The sequence below is a fragment of the Pseudomonas sp. RIT-PI-r genome (genome assembly GCF_001297015.1).
Taxonomy (GTDB): Bacteria; Pseudomonadota; Gammaproteobacteria; order Pseudomonadales; family Pseudomonadaceae; genus Aquipseudomonas.
Genome location: NZ_LIGE01000047.1, coordinates 32,617 through 47,602, shown reverse-complemented (window position 1 = coordinate 47,602; position 14,986 = coordinate 32,617). Strand labels below are relative to the sequence as shown.

Sequence of the window (14,986 nt, the reverse complement as noted above, 5' to 3'; positions counted from 1 at the left end):
ACAGGGGAACGCATTCCAACTGTAGGAGTGAGCCTGCTCGCGATAGGGCCCTTAGCATCGGCAAGTAAATAACAGGCAAACAACAAGGCCCGCATCACTGCGGGCCTTGTTGTTTTCAGCGCTGGAGCGGGGCGGTTTAGCCCGCCACCAACACCCGAATCGCTTCCAGACGCAACGCCGCTTTATCCAGCATCGCCAGACCCTGCTCGCGCTGTTCACGCAACGCCACCAGTTCGCTGTCACGTACAGTCGGGTTGACCGCTTGCAACGCGGTCAGGCGCGCCAGTTCTTCGTCGGTGTCGGCCGCCAGACGGCGACGGGCCTCGGCCACGCGTTCGGCGTGACGCGGGGCAATCTTGTCCTCGCCGGCGTTGATCCGTGGCGTCAGCTGATCGCGCTGCGCCTGGATGAACTTGTTGGCGCTGGCACGCGGCACGCTTTCCAGTTGATCGTTCAGTGTTTCAAACGAGACGCGTGGCGACAGGTCGTTACCATTGGCATCAAGCAGGCAGCGCAGGGCGGCCGGCGGCAGGTAACGGCCCAGTTGCAGCGAGCGCGGGGCAACCACTTCGCTGACGTAGAGCAATTCGAGCAGCACGGTGCCCGGCTTCAACGCCTTGTTCTTGATCAGCGCGACGGCGGTGTTGCCCATCGAACCGGACAGCACCAGGTCCATGCCGCCCTGCACCATCGGGTGTTCCCAGGTGATGAACTGCATGTCCTCGCGCGACAGCGCCTGGTTACGGTCGTAGGTGATGGTCACGCCTTCGTCGTCGCCCAGCGGGAAACTGGCGTCGAGCATCTTCTCGCTCGGCTTGAGGATCAGGGCGTTTTCCGAATGGTCTTCGCTGTCGATGCCGAACGCGTCGAACAGAGTTTCCATGTAGATCGGCAGGGCGAACTGATCGTCTTGCTCAAGGATGTCCTCGACCAGCGCTTCACCTTCGCCGGCGCCGCCGGAGTTGAGCTCCAGCAGACGGTCGCGACCAGTGTGCAACTCGGCTTCCAGACGCTCGCGCTCGCTGCGCGCCTCGTCGATCAGCGCTTGCCACTCACTGTCGTCGGCTTCTTCGAGCAGCGGCAGCAGGCGTGGGCCGAACTGGTGCTGCAAGGCGTTGCCGGTCGGGCAGGTATTGAGGAACGCGTTCAGCGCTTCGTGGTACCACTGGAACAGGCGCTCTTGCGGGCTGGTTTCCAGGTACGGCACGTGCAGTTCGATGATGTGCTTCTGGCCGATCCGGTCGAGACGACCGATACGCTGCTCGAGCAAATCCGGGTGCGACGGCAGATCGAACAGTACCAGGTGGTGAGCGAACTGGAAGTTGCGACCTTCACTGCCGATTTCCGAGCAGATCAGCACTTGCGCGCCGAACTCTTCGTCGGCGAAGTAAGCCGCGGCGCGGTCACGCTCAAGGATGTTCATGCCTTCGTGGAACACCGTGGCCGGGATGCCGGAACGCACGCGCAGGGCGTCTTCCAGGTCCATCGCGGTTTCGGCGTGGGCGCAGATCACCAGCACTTTGGTGCGTTTGAGCATTTTCAGCTGATCGATCAGCCATTCGACGCGCGGGTCGAATTTCCACCAGCGCTCTTCTTCGCTGGCGTCCGGCTGGGCCTGGAAGCTGACTTCCGGGTACAGCTCGGCATGTTCACCCAGCGGCAGTTCGAGGTATTCGTCCGGGCATGGCAGCGGGTACGGGTGCAGTTTGCGCTCCGGGAACCCCTGCACGGCGGCGCGGGTGTTACGGAACAGCACACGGCCGGTGCCGTGACGGTCAAGCAATTCGCGCACGAGGCGGGCGCTGGCTTCTGTGTCGCCATCGTTGACCGCAGTCAGCAGCGCTTCGCCTTCGTTGCCGAGGAAACCCTGAATGGTTTTGTGTGCCTTGGCCGAGAGACGGCCCTTGTCGAGCAGTTCCTGAACGGCTTCGGCCACCGGGCGATAGTTGTCGCTCTCGGCGCGGAAGGCGGCCAGGTCGTGGAAACGGTTTGGATCGAGCAGGCGCAGACGGGCGAAGTGGCTGTCCTGACCGAGTTGTTCCGGGGTGGCGGTGAGCAGCAGCACGCCCGGGATGGTTTCAGCCAGTTGCTCGACCAAGGTGTATTCCGGGCTGGCTTTTTCTTCGTGCCAGACCAGGTGGTGCGCTTCGTCGACCACCAGCAGATCCCAGCCGGCAGCGAACAGCGCGTCTTGCGCCTTCTCGTCGTCGACCAGCCATTCCAAGGCCACCAGTGCAAGCTGGGTGTCTTCGAACGGGTTGCTGGCATCGCTCTCGATGAAGCGTTCTTCGTCGAACAGCGCGACCTGCAGGTTGAAGCGACGACGCATCTCCACCAGCCACTGGTGCTGGAGGTTTTCCGGAACGAGGATCAGCACGCGGTTGGCGCGGCCCGAGAGCAGTTGGCGATGGATCACCAGACCGGCCTCGATGGTTTTCCCCAGTCCTACTTCGTCCGCCAGCAATACGCGTGGCGCGATACGGTCGGCGACTTCACGGGCGATGTGCAATTGGTGCGCGATCGGTTGCGCACGCACGCCACCCAGGCCCCAGAGCGAAGATTGCAACTGGCGGCTGGTGTGTTCGAGCGTGTTGTAACGCAGCGAGAACCACGCCAACGGATCGATCTGACCGGCGAACAGACGGTCGCTGGCCAGACGGAACTGAATGAAGTTCGACAGCTGGGTTTCCGGCAGGGTGACGGCTTCGTTCTGCCCGTTGAGACCGTGATAGACCATCAGCCCGTCGACATCGTCGACTTGCTGCACGGTCATCTTCCAGCCTTCGAAGTGGGTGATGCTGTCACCCGGCGAGAATCGCACGCGGGTCAGGGGCGCATTCCGTAGCGCGTACTGGCGGGTTTCGCCAGTGGCCGGGTAAAGCACGGTCAACAAGCGGCCGTCCTGTGCCAGAACGGTGCCTAAACCAAGCTCTGCTTCGCTGTCACTGATCCAGCGTTGCCCCGGTTGATACTGCTGCGCCATGCTGCCTGACTCCCACCTTGAAAAAGCGGGCTATCTTAACGGAATCAGGGCTTCAGGGCCAAAGATTACTGGGTAGGAGCTGCCGAAGGCTGCGATCTTTTGATCTTTGAGAACCCTTGAGGTTTGAGCTGTCTGATAAAGATCGCAGCCTGCGGCAGCTCCTACAGGTGCCAAGTGCGTCACAGATTTACGACGGATGGCTCAAGGCGCCTTTGCCGCAGCCGATAGCCTGCAGACAGGAGACCTTTTATATGTTGCCACCGATGCTCCCCCTGAGCGCTGTGCCGATCACTTCCCAGCAGGATCCGATCCGCCAGCGGCCGGACATTCCTCCGGTGGTGCCGGTGCAGGAAAGCTCCAACGAAAGTACGATCGATCTGCAAAAGCGCGATCCGGAAGAGGATCGACTGCTGGCGCGTGAGGAACAGCGCCGTCAGCAAGAGCGTGATCGTCGCCGTCGCGAAGCCGATGAAGACCCGGAAGAACATCTGGCCGTGCCGGGTACCGAGTTGAATGCCGACAACACTGTGCCGGTGGTGCCGCTGATGGAAGATCAGCCGCGTCAGGGCTTGTGGGTCGATATCGAGATCTGAGGCGTTTTACCGCGTGTGGCTAGCCGGCTGGTCAGCGCCGGCCTGAAGCTGCATTATTGGCGCAGTCCTGCCGGTGATTTTGGCAGTTGTGATTCTTTCAAGCGATGTTCCGAACGCCATGAGCCAAGACGACAAACTGATTGACCTCAGCACTGAACGCGCCAAGCGCGTGCATGACATTAAAGAGAAGCGCCTGAACGAGGTGCGCCAGGCTTTCGAGCAGGCGATGCCGTTGGGCAAAGCAAAGAAAAAGTCGAAGAACAAGCCGAAAAAGCGTTGATCTCCCCTGCATCCGTTGATGCAGGTCAGTTATTTTCCCTCCTTTATCTCCCTTCCTTGCTGGTATTGATCCCGGTCAATTTGTGCGTCTGTGTGTTTGGTAACTTAGGTCCATCGCAGCAGAGCAGGGGCCAGGAGGCCAGTCATGTTTTTCGATAACGTGGTGTTTGCCGGGGTCCTGACTGTAGGGCTGATGGTTCTGTTTTTTGCAGGATTTGGATTTTTTATCTGGAAGGATGCGAATAAGCGCAAGAAGTGATTCTTCTGGATTGATGAGCACGCAAGGCATTTTGGGGCGACTTCGGTTGCCCCTTTTTTTTTGTGTCTTGGCGGCCTTTGGGCCGACCAGGTTTGGGGTTGTTTTGTGTGAATATCCGTTGCTTCGGGTGTTGCTGATTTTGGTTCCGCCCTTACGGCGGGTCACTTTTTCCAGACGCCGGAATGCCGGCCCAGCGAAAAGTAACCAAAAAGGCTTGCTCCTACGTGCGGCCCGCTCGCTGGGGCTCGGGGTTCCTTCGCTCCGGGATCGATCCGGGCGCAGCGCCTACGGTTTGCTTCGCTGCACCTCCTCTCGCTGTGTTTGGCTGCGCCAAACGGTCGCTACGCTCCCACGCCCGGATCAATCCCTCCACTCAGCCTTCCGACGTCGCCCGTGGATCAAGATCAAGAGCAGGCGAGCTGACACTCGGCCTATTGAGTGGTGAAGAGCACGGGTGTTGGGCTTTTGATTTGCGTTGTTGCTGCCCCTCACCCCAGCCCTCTCCCGGAGGGAGAGGGGGCCGATTTCTGGGCTTTTCAAGATCTGAGTTCAACGCGGTATCGCACGTCGGCGTACCTTCCCCAAACACCTCGGTCAGTCCCCTCTCCCTCTGGGAGAGGGCTAGGGTGAGGGGCTTTTGATTTGGCTTGTGATCTTGCTTTGGCTTTGGTTTTTGATCTTTTGCCCCATCGGCAGGCCGAGCGTAGGTGTTCATCCGGGGGTAGGCGCGCAGCGCCGTGCGGCGTAGCCGCATACATCGAGAGGAGGTGCAGCGAAGCAAACCGTAGGCGATGCCCCCGGATGGACACCGTAGCGAGGCAACACTGAGCCTCAGCGAAGTGCCGTACGCCGGGGCAAAGCCTTTTGGGTTACCTTTTCGCTGGGCCGGCACTCCGGCGTTTGGAAAAGGTGACTCGCCGTAAGGGCGGAACCCGCAGCAACGGATATGCCCCCAATCCCAACCCCAAAACCCCAAACACAAAAAAAGGCGCGATCCTCTCGAATCGCGCCTTTCTCATGTCCCGCTATCTATCAACTACCCAGCGCCTTCGACGCCAGCCAGAACAACCCGGCCGACAGCGCAACCGTCGCCGGCAAGGTCAACACCCAAGCCAACAGAATGGTCCGCACCGTGCCACCCTGCAGGCCGCTCTTGTTGGCGACCATGGTGCCAGCCACGCCCGAAGACAGCACGTGAGTGGTCGACACCGGCAGGCTGAAGATGTTGGCCATACCGATCAGACTGGCAGTAGTGATCTGCGCCGACATGCCCTGGGAATAGGTCATGCCCTGCTTGCCGATCTTCTCGCCAATGGTCAGAACAACGCGTTTCCAGCCGACCATGGTGCCCAGGCCCAGAGCCAGTGCAACCGCCAGAATCACCCAGAACGGCGCGTATTCGGTGGTGGTGGTCAGGTCTTTGCGCAGCTTGTCGAGGTCAGCCTTTTCACGCGGTTCCAGGCCAGGCAGCTTGCCCACCTTCTTCGCGGTGTCGTCCAAGCAGAGCAGGTAACGACGCACTTCGATACGGCTTTCCGACGACAGCGAGTGGTAGTCCGCGACACCTTTGAGCGTATGCAGCAGGGCGGAAATGGTCGGTTCGGTCTGCTGCGGGTTGCAGCGGAATTTCTCCGGCAGGTCGCCTTCCACGCTCTTGCCCAGGGCCAGGAATTCACCCAGCGAATCGGCGTTGCGCTGGTAGAACTGGCTCAGGTGCAGGGTCGCGTCGCGGGTGCGTTCGATCTGATAGGTGGTGCTGTTCAGGTCGAGCACGAACTGCGCCGGAACGATACCGATCAGCACCAGCATGATCAGGCCGATGCCTTTCTGGCCATCGTTGGAACCGTGTACGAAGCTCACGGCCATGGCCGAGATCACCAGGACCAGACGGTTCCAGAACGGTGGGTGCTTCTTGTCGTCGATCTTGCGACGCTGTTCCGGTGTCTTGTGCATCTTCGACAGCGGGCGCCACCATTTCAGGCCGATCAGGATCAGCGCGGCGATCAGGAAGCCGGCCATCGGCGAGAACACCAGCGAGGCGCCGATATCAATCGCTTTCTGCCAGTTCACGCCATCTGCCAACGGAATGTCGTTGATCAGGGCGTTGGCCAGGCCGACACCGAGGATCGAACCGATCAGCGTATGCGAGCTGGACGCCGGGATACCGAAGTACCACGTGCCAAGGTTCCAGGCGATTGCCGCGGCGAGCAACGAGAACACCATCGCCAGACCATGGCCGGTGTTCACATTGATCAGCAGCTCAACCGGCAGCAAGTGGACAATGGCATACGCCACGCCAACGCCACCCAGCAGCACGCCGAGGAAATTGAACACACCGGAGAAGAACACCGCCAGGTGAGGCGGCATGGCTTTGGTGTAGATAACAGTGGCTACCGCGTTAGCGGTGTCATGAAATCCATTGATGAACTCGAAGGCGAGGACAAACGTCAGGGCGAGCAAGAGGCTCACAAGCACCCAAGCATCCAGTCCGCTGAATAAATCGATCATGAAGGTTTTCTGACCCGGTCGTAAGGGGGCGCGATTATGCCAGAAAAGACTGGAAATCGATGCCCTACCTGCTGGTCGGTAACAATCTTCTTCGATTTAATTTGTTGCAGCGCGTTAAAACCAAGCGTCACACAGGGTTTTTCAACCTGTTGATTTTATTGGGAAAGTGCTTTTTTTCAGGTCGCTTTTGCCGGCGCATTGGAGGCTCAAACGCTTGTCTGAAATATCTGTGAAACCTGTAGGAAGCTCCCCTTCACCCTGTAGGACGGGGAGATAGCCGCTGCCCGCGGGTAGCGGGCGCGCAAGGCAAGGTCTATACACCGCGCTTGTAACCGGTGCGCACGCTTGCCCCCGAAGAATTCAAGCAGCGGGGCTCATGGCTCTTCGGCTTTGAGTTCCTTTTCGATCTTTTCTATTTCCTGCTTGAACACCTGATCCTGAACGGTGGGGCGTTTACGCCACGCTTTGCGTTCCGGTTCGGGCTGGGCGGCGTAGGTGGTGACTTCCCCGCCGTAAACTTCCTTGTAACGTTGTTCCTGGCGCTCAAGTTCCGCGCGCAGTTCGTCTTTCGTCACAGTGCTACCTGTTTGATTTGAGTTGAATGTCTGGTGAAACGCACTGCAACAGATCGATTGAGCGACCCCGTCGAGTGCGCAACGCCTGTGCAGGCATTGGTGTCATCGACAGGGCGATCAAGACTTCCGTGTTACAGGCGGCTACGGCACCAGATTAAAACTGACGCAGCATCAGTTTCCTGTTTCAGCGAGCGTTGGCGTTGCATGAGTAATGAACGTCAGGCGCTGGCCGGGTCCGACAGCGATGGCATCGCGTCAGCGGGTGGCAACCTCGGTGATTAAAACAGGCTGTCACTGAGTGCATTATAGCGGTCGATTCGGGAATGACTATCTTTGCCAACTTAAAAACGGTTCCGGATGTGTGATCGTTTTGTTACTCGCAACTTTTATTACTAGTTGAACTGCAAGCCGAGCGTTATTTACTGACCGATCTGTTTTTGGCGCCATTTAGTCGATCAACTAAGAAGGTTCAGTTTGCTGCTGAAGTTGCACAAGCGTCTCGGTTGTGCGGATTACGGCGTAGGTTGCATTGCGATTATCGGTCTGCCGTTCGATAATCGCCCAATCTTGGCGTCCCAGCCCTTGTGCATCTGTTGGCCAGTCGCTTGTATAGCCATTGATCCGTGCGGTATCCGGAAATAAGGACAGGAAATGAACGATCAAATGCGCAACTCCTTCACCTCCGTGGCGCCACCGATTGTCGCCTCGCCAGCCAAGCGGATTCAGGCGCTGACTGGCGACCCGGATTTCATGACCTCGCTGGCCCGTGGTCTGGCCGTGGTCCAGGCCTTCCAGGAACGCAAACGTCATCTGACCATCGCGCAGATCAGCCACCGCACGGAAATTCCCCGCGCCGCCGTGCGCCGTTGCCTGCACACCCTGATAAAACTCGGCTACGCCACCACCGACGGCCGCACCTATTCATTGCTGCCGAAAGTGCTGACCCTCGGTCACGCCTACTTATCGTCAACGCCTCTGGCGGTGTCGGCGCAACCCTACCTCGACCGCATGAGCGAGCAATTGCACGAAGCCTGCAACATGGCCACGCTCGAGGGCGACGACATTCTCTACATCGCGCGTTCGGCAACCACGCAGCGGCTGATTTCGGTGGACCTGTCGGTGGGCGGGCGTCTGCCGGCTTATTGCACGTCGATGGGGCGGATTCTGCTGGCGGCGCTGGACGACACGTCGCTGCGTGAATACCTCGATCATGCCGAACTGGTTGCCAAGACCAGCCGCACGATTCACACCCCTGACGCGTTGCTCGAATGCCTGCAGGAAGTGCGGCAGCAGGGCTGGTGCATCGTCGATCAGGAATTGGAGCAAGGTTTGCGCTCGATTGCTGTGCCGGTTTACGACGCCTCGGGCCAAGTCGTCGCGGCGCTCAACGTCAGCACTCATGCCGGTCGCGTCAGTCGTACCGAGCTGGAGCAGCGCTTCCTGCCGGGCCTGCTCAGCGCCAGCCGCGACCTCAGTGCGCAATTATTTGCCTGATTAAGCTGTTCGATAAACGCACAGTGTTGCGTTTATCGAATTGACGCTAAAACCCCCGGATCATTAATGTCGCGGCAGCGTCATCCGGCGCTGATGTGAATGAGCCCGCCGGACTGTCGACCCCCATAATAATGACAAGAGGCAACTCACCATGTGCATGCTCCCCGACTGTCTCCGCTCCAACCGCTGTTGCCGGGTTCGCCGCAACGCCTGATCCAGCTCTTCTATTCTTGTGACCGTGCCGCTCCTTGGCCGGCCGCCGTTCGACTGCGTTTTTTGCGTGGAATAAAAATAATGAACCAGCCTCAGTCCGCTGTGGGTAACTGCCTCGACGTGCAGACCTTCATCAATGCCCAACCGATCTCGCGCTATCAGTGGCGGGTGGTGATTCTGTGTTTCCTGATTGTCTTCCTCGATGGCCTCGACACCGCCGCGATGGGCTTCATTGCCCCGGCGCTGTCGCAGGATTGGGGCATCGACCGCGCCAGCCTCGGCCCGGTGATGAGTGCCGCGTTGATCGGCATGGTCTTCGGCGCACTGGGTTCCGGCCCGTTGGCTGACCGCTTCGGGCGAAAAGTCGTACTCGTCGGCGCCGTGGTTCTGTTCGGGGCCTTCAGTCTCGCGTCGGCGTACAGCACCAACGTCGAACAACTGCTGGTGCTGCGCTTCTTGACCGGCCTTGGCTTGGGCGCAGGGATGCCGAACGCAACCACGCTGCTTTCGGAATACACCCCGGAGCGCAAAAAGTCGCTGCTGGTGACCAGCATGTTCTGCGGTTTCAACCTCGGCATGGCCGGCGGCGGGTTCATTTCCGCCAAGTTGATTCCGGCATTCGGCTGGCACAGCTTGCTGATGATCGGTGGGATTCTGCCGCTGATCCTCGCGGTGGTGCTGCTGTTCTGGCTGCCGGGATCGGCGCGCTACCTGGTCGTGCGTAACCGTGGCACCGACAAGGTGCGCAAGACCCTGGCGCCGATTGATCCGGTCACCGTCGCTCAAGCCTCCAGTTTCAGCGTGCCTGAACAGAAGACCGTCAAGGCGCGCAACGTGTTTGCGGTGATCTTCTCCGGCACTTACAGCACCGGCACCTTGCTGCTGTGGCTGACCTATTTCATGGGCCTGGTGATCGTCTACCTGCTGACCAGTTGGCTGCCGACGCTGATGCGTGACAGCGGCGCGAGCATGGAGCAAGCCGCTTTCATTGGCGCATTGTTCCAGTTCGGCGGGGTTTTGAGCGCGGTGGCTGTGGGATGGGCAATGGACCGCTTCAATCCGCACAAGGTCATCGGCATTTTCTACCTGTTGGCCGGGGTATTTGCCTACGCGGTAGGGCAGAGCCTTGGAAATATCACCTTGCTGGCAACCTTGGTGTTGGTGGCGGGGATGTGCGTGAACGGTGCGCAATCGGCGATGCCGTCACTGGCGGCGCGGTTCTATCCGACCCAAGGGCGGGCGACTGGTGTGTCGTGGATGCTGGGGATTGGCCGCTTTGGCGCGATTCTCGGGGCATGGATGGGCGCCACGTTGTTGGGCCTGGGCTGGAATTTCGAGCAGGTGCTGACGGCGTTGGTGATTCCGGCGGCATTGGCCACCACGGCGGTGGTGATCAAAGGCATGGTCAGTCATGCGGATGCGACCTGATATTTCGATGTAAAGCGAAAAGATCGCAGCCTTCGGCAGCTCCTACATGTGAACGCGTAACCCTGTAGGAGCTGCCGAAGGCTGCGATCTTTTGCAGGCAACACGAACCGATAGGCTGACAACAATCCGTTCGATAAACGAACACTCAGTCGATTATCGGATTGTTTGACCAATTTCTCAGGCTTAATCTTCAGTGACTCCGGCGCTGAACCTCGCGCCTTTTTATCACTGGCGATTCATTACAAAAACAGGAGCCCGCTCCATGGCTGAGATCCTTTCGCTGCACGACGCGGTGAAGCAATTCGTCAACGACGGCGACACCGTCGCGCTCGAAGGCTTTACTCACTTGATCCCTACGGCTGCGGGTCATGAAATCATTCGTCAGGGCAAGAAAGATCTGACGCTGGTGCGGATGACGCCTGACCTGATCTACGACCAACTGATCGGTGCCGGTTGCGCACGCAAACTGATTTTCTCCTGGGGCGGCAACCCGGGCGTCGGTTCGCTGCATCGTCTGCGTGACGCGGTCGAGAAGCAATGGCCGCACGCGCTGGAAATCGAAGAACACAGCCACGCTGACCTGGCCAATGCCTACGTCGCCGGCGCTTCCGGGCTGCCATTCGCGGTGCTGCGTGCCTACGCCGGTTCCGACCTGCCGAAGGTCAATCCACTGATCAAAACCGTGACCTGCCCGTTCACCGGTGAAGTGCTGGCGGCGGTGCCGTCGGTGCGCCCGGACGTGACCGTGATCCACGCACAGAAAGCCGACCGCCAGGGCAACGTGCTGCTGTGGGGCATTCTCGGTGTGCAGAAAGAAGCCGCACTGGCCGCCAAGCGCTGCATCGTCACCGTCGAAGAAATCGTCGATGACCTCAAGGCACCGATGAACGCCTGTGTACTGCCGACCTGGGCCTTGAGCGCGGTCTGCCACGTACCCGGCGGTGCACACCCGTCCTACGCCCACGGTTACACCGAGCGCGACAATCGTTTCTATCAGGCGTGGGATCCGATCGCCCGCGACCGTGAGACGTTTACCGCGTGGATCAACGAATACATCCATGGCTGCGCTGACTTCAGTGCGTTCCAGGCCAAGTTGGCCGCTGCTTCGGAGGCCAAGTAATGACTTACACCACCAATGAAATGATGACCGTCGCGGCGGCCCGTCGCCTGAAGAACGGCTCGGTGTGCTTCGTCGGCATCGGCTTGCCGTCGAAAGCCGCCAACCTTGCGCGTCTGACCTCGTCGCCGGACGTGGTGCTGATCTATGAGTCGGGCCCGATTGGCGCCAAGCCAAGCGTGCTGCCGCTGTCGATCGGTGACGGTGAGCTGGCGGAAACCGCTGACACCGTCGTGCCGACCGGTGAGATTTTTCGCTACTGGTTGCAGGGCGGGCGCATCGACGTCGGTTTTCTCGGCGCCGCGCAGGTCGACCGTTTCGGTAACATCAACACCACCGTGGTCGGCGATTATTTCTCGCCGAAAGTGCGCCTGCCGGGTGCCGGTGGCGCGCCGGAGATTGCCGGTTCGGCGAAAAGCGTGTTGATCATCCTTAAACAGTCGGCGCGTTCGTTTGTCGACAAGCTCGATTTCATCACTTCGGTCGGTCATGGCGAGGGCGGCGATTCGCGCAAACGTCTGGGCCTGCCGGGCGCCGGGCCGGTTGGCATCATCACCGACCTGTGCATCATGGAACCGGAAGAAGGTACCCACGAATTCGTCGTCACCGCTTTGCATCCGGGCGTAACCCGCGAGCAAGTGGTCGCGGCCACCGGTTGGGCGATCCGTTTTGCCGAACATGTTGAAAACACCGCTGAACCGACTGAAGTCGAACTGACTGCACTGCGCGATCTTGAAGCGCGCACCGCCGCGGCCCACGGCCAGGCACCGGGAGAAGCATGATGCGTGAGGTTTATATTTGCGACGCGATTCGCACGCCGATCGGCCGTTTCGGCGGCGGATTGTCCGCCGTTCGCGCCGATGACCTGGCCGCGGTGCCGATCAAGGCCCTGATGGAGCGCAATCCATCGGTGGACTGGAACGCCATCGACGAAGTGTTCCTCGGCTGCGCCAACCAGGCCGGCGAAGACAACCGCAACGTCGCGCGCATGGCGCTGTTGCTCGCGGGCCTTCCGGAAACCGTGCCAGGTGTGACCCTCAATCGCCTCTGCGCTTCGGGCATGGACGCGATCGGCACTGCATTCCGTGCGATTGCCAGCGGCGAGATGGAGCTGGCGATTGCCGGCGGCGTCGAGTCGATGTCCCGCGCACCGTTCGTGATGGGCAAGGCTGACGCGGCGTTTTCGCGCAACATGAAGCTGGAAGACACCACCATCGGCTGGCGTTTCATCAACCCGTTGATGAAGGCGCAGTACGGCGTCGACGCGATGCCGCAGACTGCCGACAACGTCGCCGACGACTATAAAGTCTCGCGCGAAGACCAAGACGCGTTTGCCTTGCGCAGTCAGCAACGTACCGCCGCCGCGCAGGCCGCCGGCTACTTCGCCGAAGAAATTATTGAAGTGCGGATTGCCCACAAAAAGGGCGAAACCGTGGTCAGCCAGGACGAACATCCGCGTGCCGATACCACGATTGAAGCGTTGACCAAGTTGAAACCGGTCAACGGTCCGGATAAAACCGTCACCGCCGGCAATGCCTCCGGGGTCAACGACGGTGCTGCCGCACTGATTCTGGCGTCCGCCGAAGCGGTCAAAAAACATGGTCTGACCGCCCGCGCCAAAGTGCTCGGCATGGCCAGCGCCGGTGTAGCGCCGCGCGTGATGGGCATCGGCCCGGTGCCGGCGGTGCGCAAACTGATCGAGCGCCTGGGCGTCGCGGTCAGCGATTTCGACGTGATCGAACTCAACGAAGCGTTTGCCAGCCAAGGCTTGGCAGTGCTGCGTGAACTGGGGCTGGCGGACGACGCCGCGCAGGTCAACCCGAACGGCGGGGCGATTGCTCTTGGTCACCCGTTGGGCATGAGCGGTGCACGTCTGGTGCTGACCGCGCTGCATCAGTTGGAAAAGACCGGCGGCAAGAAAGGTCTGGCGACCATGTGCGTCGGTGTCGGCCAAGGTCTGGCCCTGGCCATCGAACGCGTCTGACGCCAGCCGTGACGAAAAAGAACAGAGGAAAGCGACATGTCTGACAAGCCTGGTTACCGTCGTCCGCAGGAAGGCACTCAGCCTGATTACCTGCACCCGACGTATCAATCCACCAACCTGCGCCCGCCGTCGAAGCCGTTGGTGTTTCTGCCGCACTCGCTGTCGGAAATCACCGGCCCGACCATCGGCGCCGAACGTGTAGGCGATACCGATAACGACCTGACCGCCCAGCATGAGGGTGAGCCGCAGGGCGAACGCATCATCATTCACGGCCGCGTGCTCGACGAAAACGGTCTGCCGGTGCCGGGGATTCTGGTGGAGATCTGGCAGGCCAACGCCGCCGGTCGCTACAACCACAAACGCGACCTGCATGACGCGCCGCTGGACCCGAATTTCACCGGTACTGGCCGCACCGTCACCGACGCCGATGGTTGGTATCAGTTCCAGACCATCAAGCCCGGCGCCTACCCGTGGGGCAATCACCACAACGCCTGGCGTCCGGCGCACATTCACTTTTCGCTGTTCGGGCCGAGCATTCTCACCCGCCTGGTCACGCAAATGTATTTCCCGGGCGACCCGCTGCTGGCTTACGACCCGATCTACAACTGCGTGCCGGACACTTCGGCCAAGGAACGCCTGATCGCCAGTTTCGATCTGGAAAAAACCATTCCGTCCTACGCCCTCGGTTATCGCTGGGACATCGTGCTGCGCGGGCGTGAAGCCACGCCGATGGAGAAATAAGATGACGCTGACTGCGACCACGTCCCACACCGTCGGGCCGTACTACCACATCGGCCTGACCTGGCTGAACCGTGAAGACCTCACCGTCGAGCAGACCCTCGGCGAGCGCGTGGCGATCACCGGGCAGGTGGTGGATGGCAACGGCGATGTCGTCAACGACGCCATGCTTGAAGTCTGGCAGGCCAACGCCGCCGGTAAATACGACCACCCGGAAGACGAGCAGGAAAAACCGCTCGATCCTAATTTTGAAGGTTTCGGTCGGGTGCCGGTGGACGCTGAAGGGCGTTTCCGTTTCACCACGATCAAACCGGGTACGGTTGAAGGGCTGAAAGGTTCGACTCAGGCACCGCATCTGGTGGTGCTGGTGTTTGCCCGTGGCTTGGTCAAGCACTTGCTGACGCGGATCTACTTTGAAGGCGAGCCGGCGAATGTTGATGATCCGTTGCTCGAATGCGTACCGGCTGAACGTCGCCCGACCTTGCTGGCGAAGAAGGATGAATCGGGTGTTTACCAGTGGAATGTGATCCTGCAGGGCACTGATGCCGAGACGGTGTTCTTCGATTATTAAGATCAAAAGATCGCAGCCTGCGGCAGCTCCTACATGATCGTTCCCACGCTCTGCGTGGGAATGCCGCCATGGACGCTCCGCGTCCACCGTGACGCGGAGCGTCACAGGATGCGTTACCACGCGGAGCGTGGGAACGATCAACAGGAGAATGCAGACCCATGTAGGAGCTGCCGAAGGCTGCGATCTTTTGATGTTTCGCCTTGAGGAACGGGACTGTTGCAAAGTATGTCTAGACTCTCACTGT

14 protein-coding genes are annotated in these 14,986 nt (G+C 60.1%); 10 read left to right on the top strand and 4 right to left on the bottom strand.

Features of this window, described 5'->3' with window-relative positions:
- Positions 1 to 136 precede the first annotated feature (136 nt).
- Entirely contained in the window at positions 137 to 2,983 is a 2,847-nt protein-coding gene (gene rapA / locus AK821_RS27495; protein WP_064393054.1) for an RNA polymerase-associated protein RapA, read from the bottom strand.
- A gap of 251 nt (positions 2,984 to 3,234) precedes the next feature.
- On the opposite strand from rapA, the gene AK821_RS27490 reads away from it, so the two are divergent.
- The 3 genes from AK821_RS27490 to ccoM all read left to right on the top strand — a co-directional run bounded on the left by AK821_RS27490 (position 3,235) and on the right by ccoM (position 4,114).
- On the top strand, positions 3,235 to 3,576 hold the full coding sequence (locus AK821_RS27490; protein ID WP_003222394.1) for a hypothetical protein: 342 nt from the start codon (positions 3,235 to 3,237) through the stop codon (positions 3,574 to 3,576).
- Positions 3,577 to 3,694: 118 nt separating this feature from the next.
- Entirely contained in the window at positions 3,695 to 3,856 is a 162-nt protein-coding gene (locus tag AK821_RS30975) for a hypothetical protein (protein WP_007918490.1), read from the top strand.
- Positions 3,857 to 4,000: 144 nt separating this feature from the next.
- Positions 4,001 to 4,114: a cytochrome c oxidase subunit CcoM gene (gene ccoM, locus AK821_RS31210; protein WP_003222396.1), complete on the top strand. Its 114-nt coding sequence runs from the start codon at positions 4,001 to 4,003 to the stop codon at positions 4,112 to 4,114.
- A 1,032-nt stretch (positions 4,115 to 5,146) separates the two neighbouring features.
- Here ccoM and AK821_RS27480 read toward each other — a convergent pair.
- From AK821_RS27480 to AK821_RS30690, 3 genes are all read right to left on the bottom strand, one after another.
- On the bottom strand, positions 5,147 to 6,622 hold the full coding sequence (locus AK821_RS27480) for an inorganic phosphate transporter (RefSeq protein ID WP_034153067.1): 1,476 nt from the start codon (positions 6,620 to 6,622) through the stop codon (positions 5,147 to 5,149).
- A gap of 374 nt (positions 6,623 to 6,996) precedes the next feature.
- Positions 6,997 to 7,197: a hypothetical protein gene (locus tag AK821_RS27475; RefSeq protein WP_008080067.1), complete on the bottom strand. Its 201-nt coding sequence runs from the start codon at positions 7,195 to 7,197 to the stop codon at positions 6,997 to 6,999.
- A 459-nt stretch (positions 7,198 to 7,656) separates the two neighbouring features.
- The gene (locus AK821_RS30690; RefSeq protein ID WP_152974199.1) at positions 7,657 to 7,860 is read right to left on the bottom strand and encodes a hypothetical protein; all 204 of its coding nucleotides are present in this window, start codon (positions 7,858 to 7,860) and stop codon (positions 7,657 to 7,659) included.
- On the opposite strand from AK821_RS30690, the gene pcaR reads away from it, so the two are divergent.
- The 7 genes from pcaR (at position 7,849) to pcaG (ending at position 14,742) form a co-directional block, all read left to right on the top strand.
- Positions 7,849 to 8,691, top strand: coding sequence for a pca regulon transcriptional regulator PcaR (pcaR, locus tag AK821_RS27470; RefSeq protein WP_007917109.1), 843 nt, complete (start codon positions 7,849 to 7,851; stop codon positions 8,689 to 8,691). The genes AK821_RS30690 and pcaR overlap by 12 nt on opposite strands.
- A gap of 294 nt (positions 8,692 to 8,985) precedes the next feature.
- Complete coding sequence (locus tag AK821_RS27465; RefSeq protein ID WP_064393053.1) at positions 8,986 to 10,332, top strand: MFS transporter; 1,347 nt, start codon at positions 8,986 to 8,988, stop codon at positions 10,330 to 10,332.
- 262 nt (positions 10,333 to 10,594) lie between these two features.
- Positions 10,595 to 11,452, top strand: a complete 858-nt coding sequence (locus AK821_RS27460) for a CoA transferase subunit A (RefSeq protein ID WP_064393052.1) — start codon at positions 10,595 to 10,597, stop codon at positions 11,450 to 11,452.
- Positions 11,452 to 12,231 carry a CoA-transferase subunit beta gene (locus AK821_RS27455; RefSeq protein ID WP_064393051.1) on the top strand — a complete coding sequence of 260 codons (780 nt, stop codon included), beginning with the start codon at positions 11,452 to 11,454 and terminating at the stop codon, positions 12,229 to 12,231. Before AK821_RS27460 ends, AK821_RS27455 begins: the two co-directional genes overlap by 1 nt.
- The gene (gene pcaF, locus AK821_RS27450; RefSeq protein WP_177330989.1) at positions 12,228 to 13,433 is read left to right on the top strand and encodes a 3-oxoadipyl-CoA thiolase; all 1,206 of its coding nucleotides are present in this window, start codon (positions 12,228 to 12,230) and stop codon (positions 13,431 to 13,433) included. The genes AK821_RS27455 and pcaF overlap by 4 nt, the downstream gene beginning before the upstream one ends.
- Positions 13,434 to 13,469: 36 nt before the next feature.
- Positions 13,470 to 14,174, top strand: coding sequence for a protocatechuate 3,4-dioxygenase subunit beta (gene pcaH, locus AK821_RS27445; protein ID WP_064393049.1), 705 nt, complete (start codon positions 13,470 to 13,472; stop codon positions 14,172 to 14,174).
- Position 14,175: 1 nt separating this feature from the next.
- Complete coding sequence (gene pcaG / locus AK821_RS27440; RefSeq protein ID WP_064393048.1) at positions 14,176 to 14,742, top strand: protocatechuate 3,4-dioxygenase subunit alpha; 567 nt, start codon at positions 14,176 to 14,178, stop codon at positions 14,740 to 14,742.
- Positions 14,743 to 14,986 lie beyond the last annotated feature (244 nt).

Bases quoted from the DNA above. Each gene is read 5' to 3' on its own strand.
- rapA (WP_064393054.1), bottom strand. From the start codon at position 2,983: ATGGCGCAGCAGTATCAACCGGGGCAACGCTGGATCAGTGACAGCGAA.
- AK821_RS27490 (WP_003222394.1), top strand. From the start codon at position 3,235: ATGTTGCCACCGATGCTCCCCCTGAGCGCTGTGCCGATCACTTCCCAG.
- AK821_RS30975 (WP_007918490.1), top strand. From the start codon at position 3,695: ATGAGCCAAGACGACAAACTGATTGACCTCAGCACTGAACGCGCCAAG.
- ccoM (WP_003222396.1), top strand. From the start codon at position 4,001: ATGTTTTTCGATAACGTGGTGTTTGCCGGGGTCCTGACTGTAGGGCTG.
- AK821_RS27480 (WP_034153067.1), bottom strand. From the start codon at position 6,622: ATGATCGATTTATTCAGCGGACTGGATGCTTGGGTGCTTGTGAGCCTC.
- pcaR (WP_007917109.1), top strand. From the start codon at position 7,849: ATGAACGATCAAATGCGCAACTCCTTCACCTCCGTGGCGCCACCGATT.
- AK821_RS27465 (WP_064393053.1), top strand. From the start codon at position 8,986: ATGAACCAGCCTCAGTCCGCTGTGGGTAACTGCCTCGACGTGCAGACC.
- AK821_RS27460 (WP_064393052.1), top strand. From the start codon at position 10,595: ATGGCTGAGATCCTTTCGCTGCACGACGCGGTGAAGCAATTCGTCAAC.
- AK821_RS27455 (WP_064393051.1), top strand. From the start codon at position 11,452: ATGACTTACACCACCAATGAAATGATGACCGTCGCGGCGGCCCGTCGC.
- pcaF (WP_177330989.1), top strand. From the start codon at position 12,228: ATGATGCGTGAGGTTTATATTTGCGACGCGATTCGCACGCCGATCGGC.
- pcaH (WP_064393049.1), top strand. From the start codon at position 13,470: ATGTCTGACAAGCCTGGTTACCGTCGTCCGCAGGAAGGCACTCAGCCT.
- pcaG (WP_064393048.1), top strand. From the start codon at position 14,176: ATGACGCTGACTGCGACCACGTCCCACACCGTCGGGCCGTACTACCAC.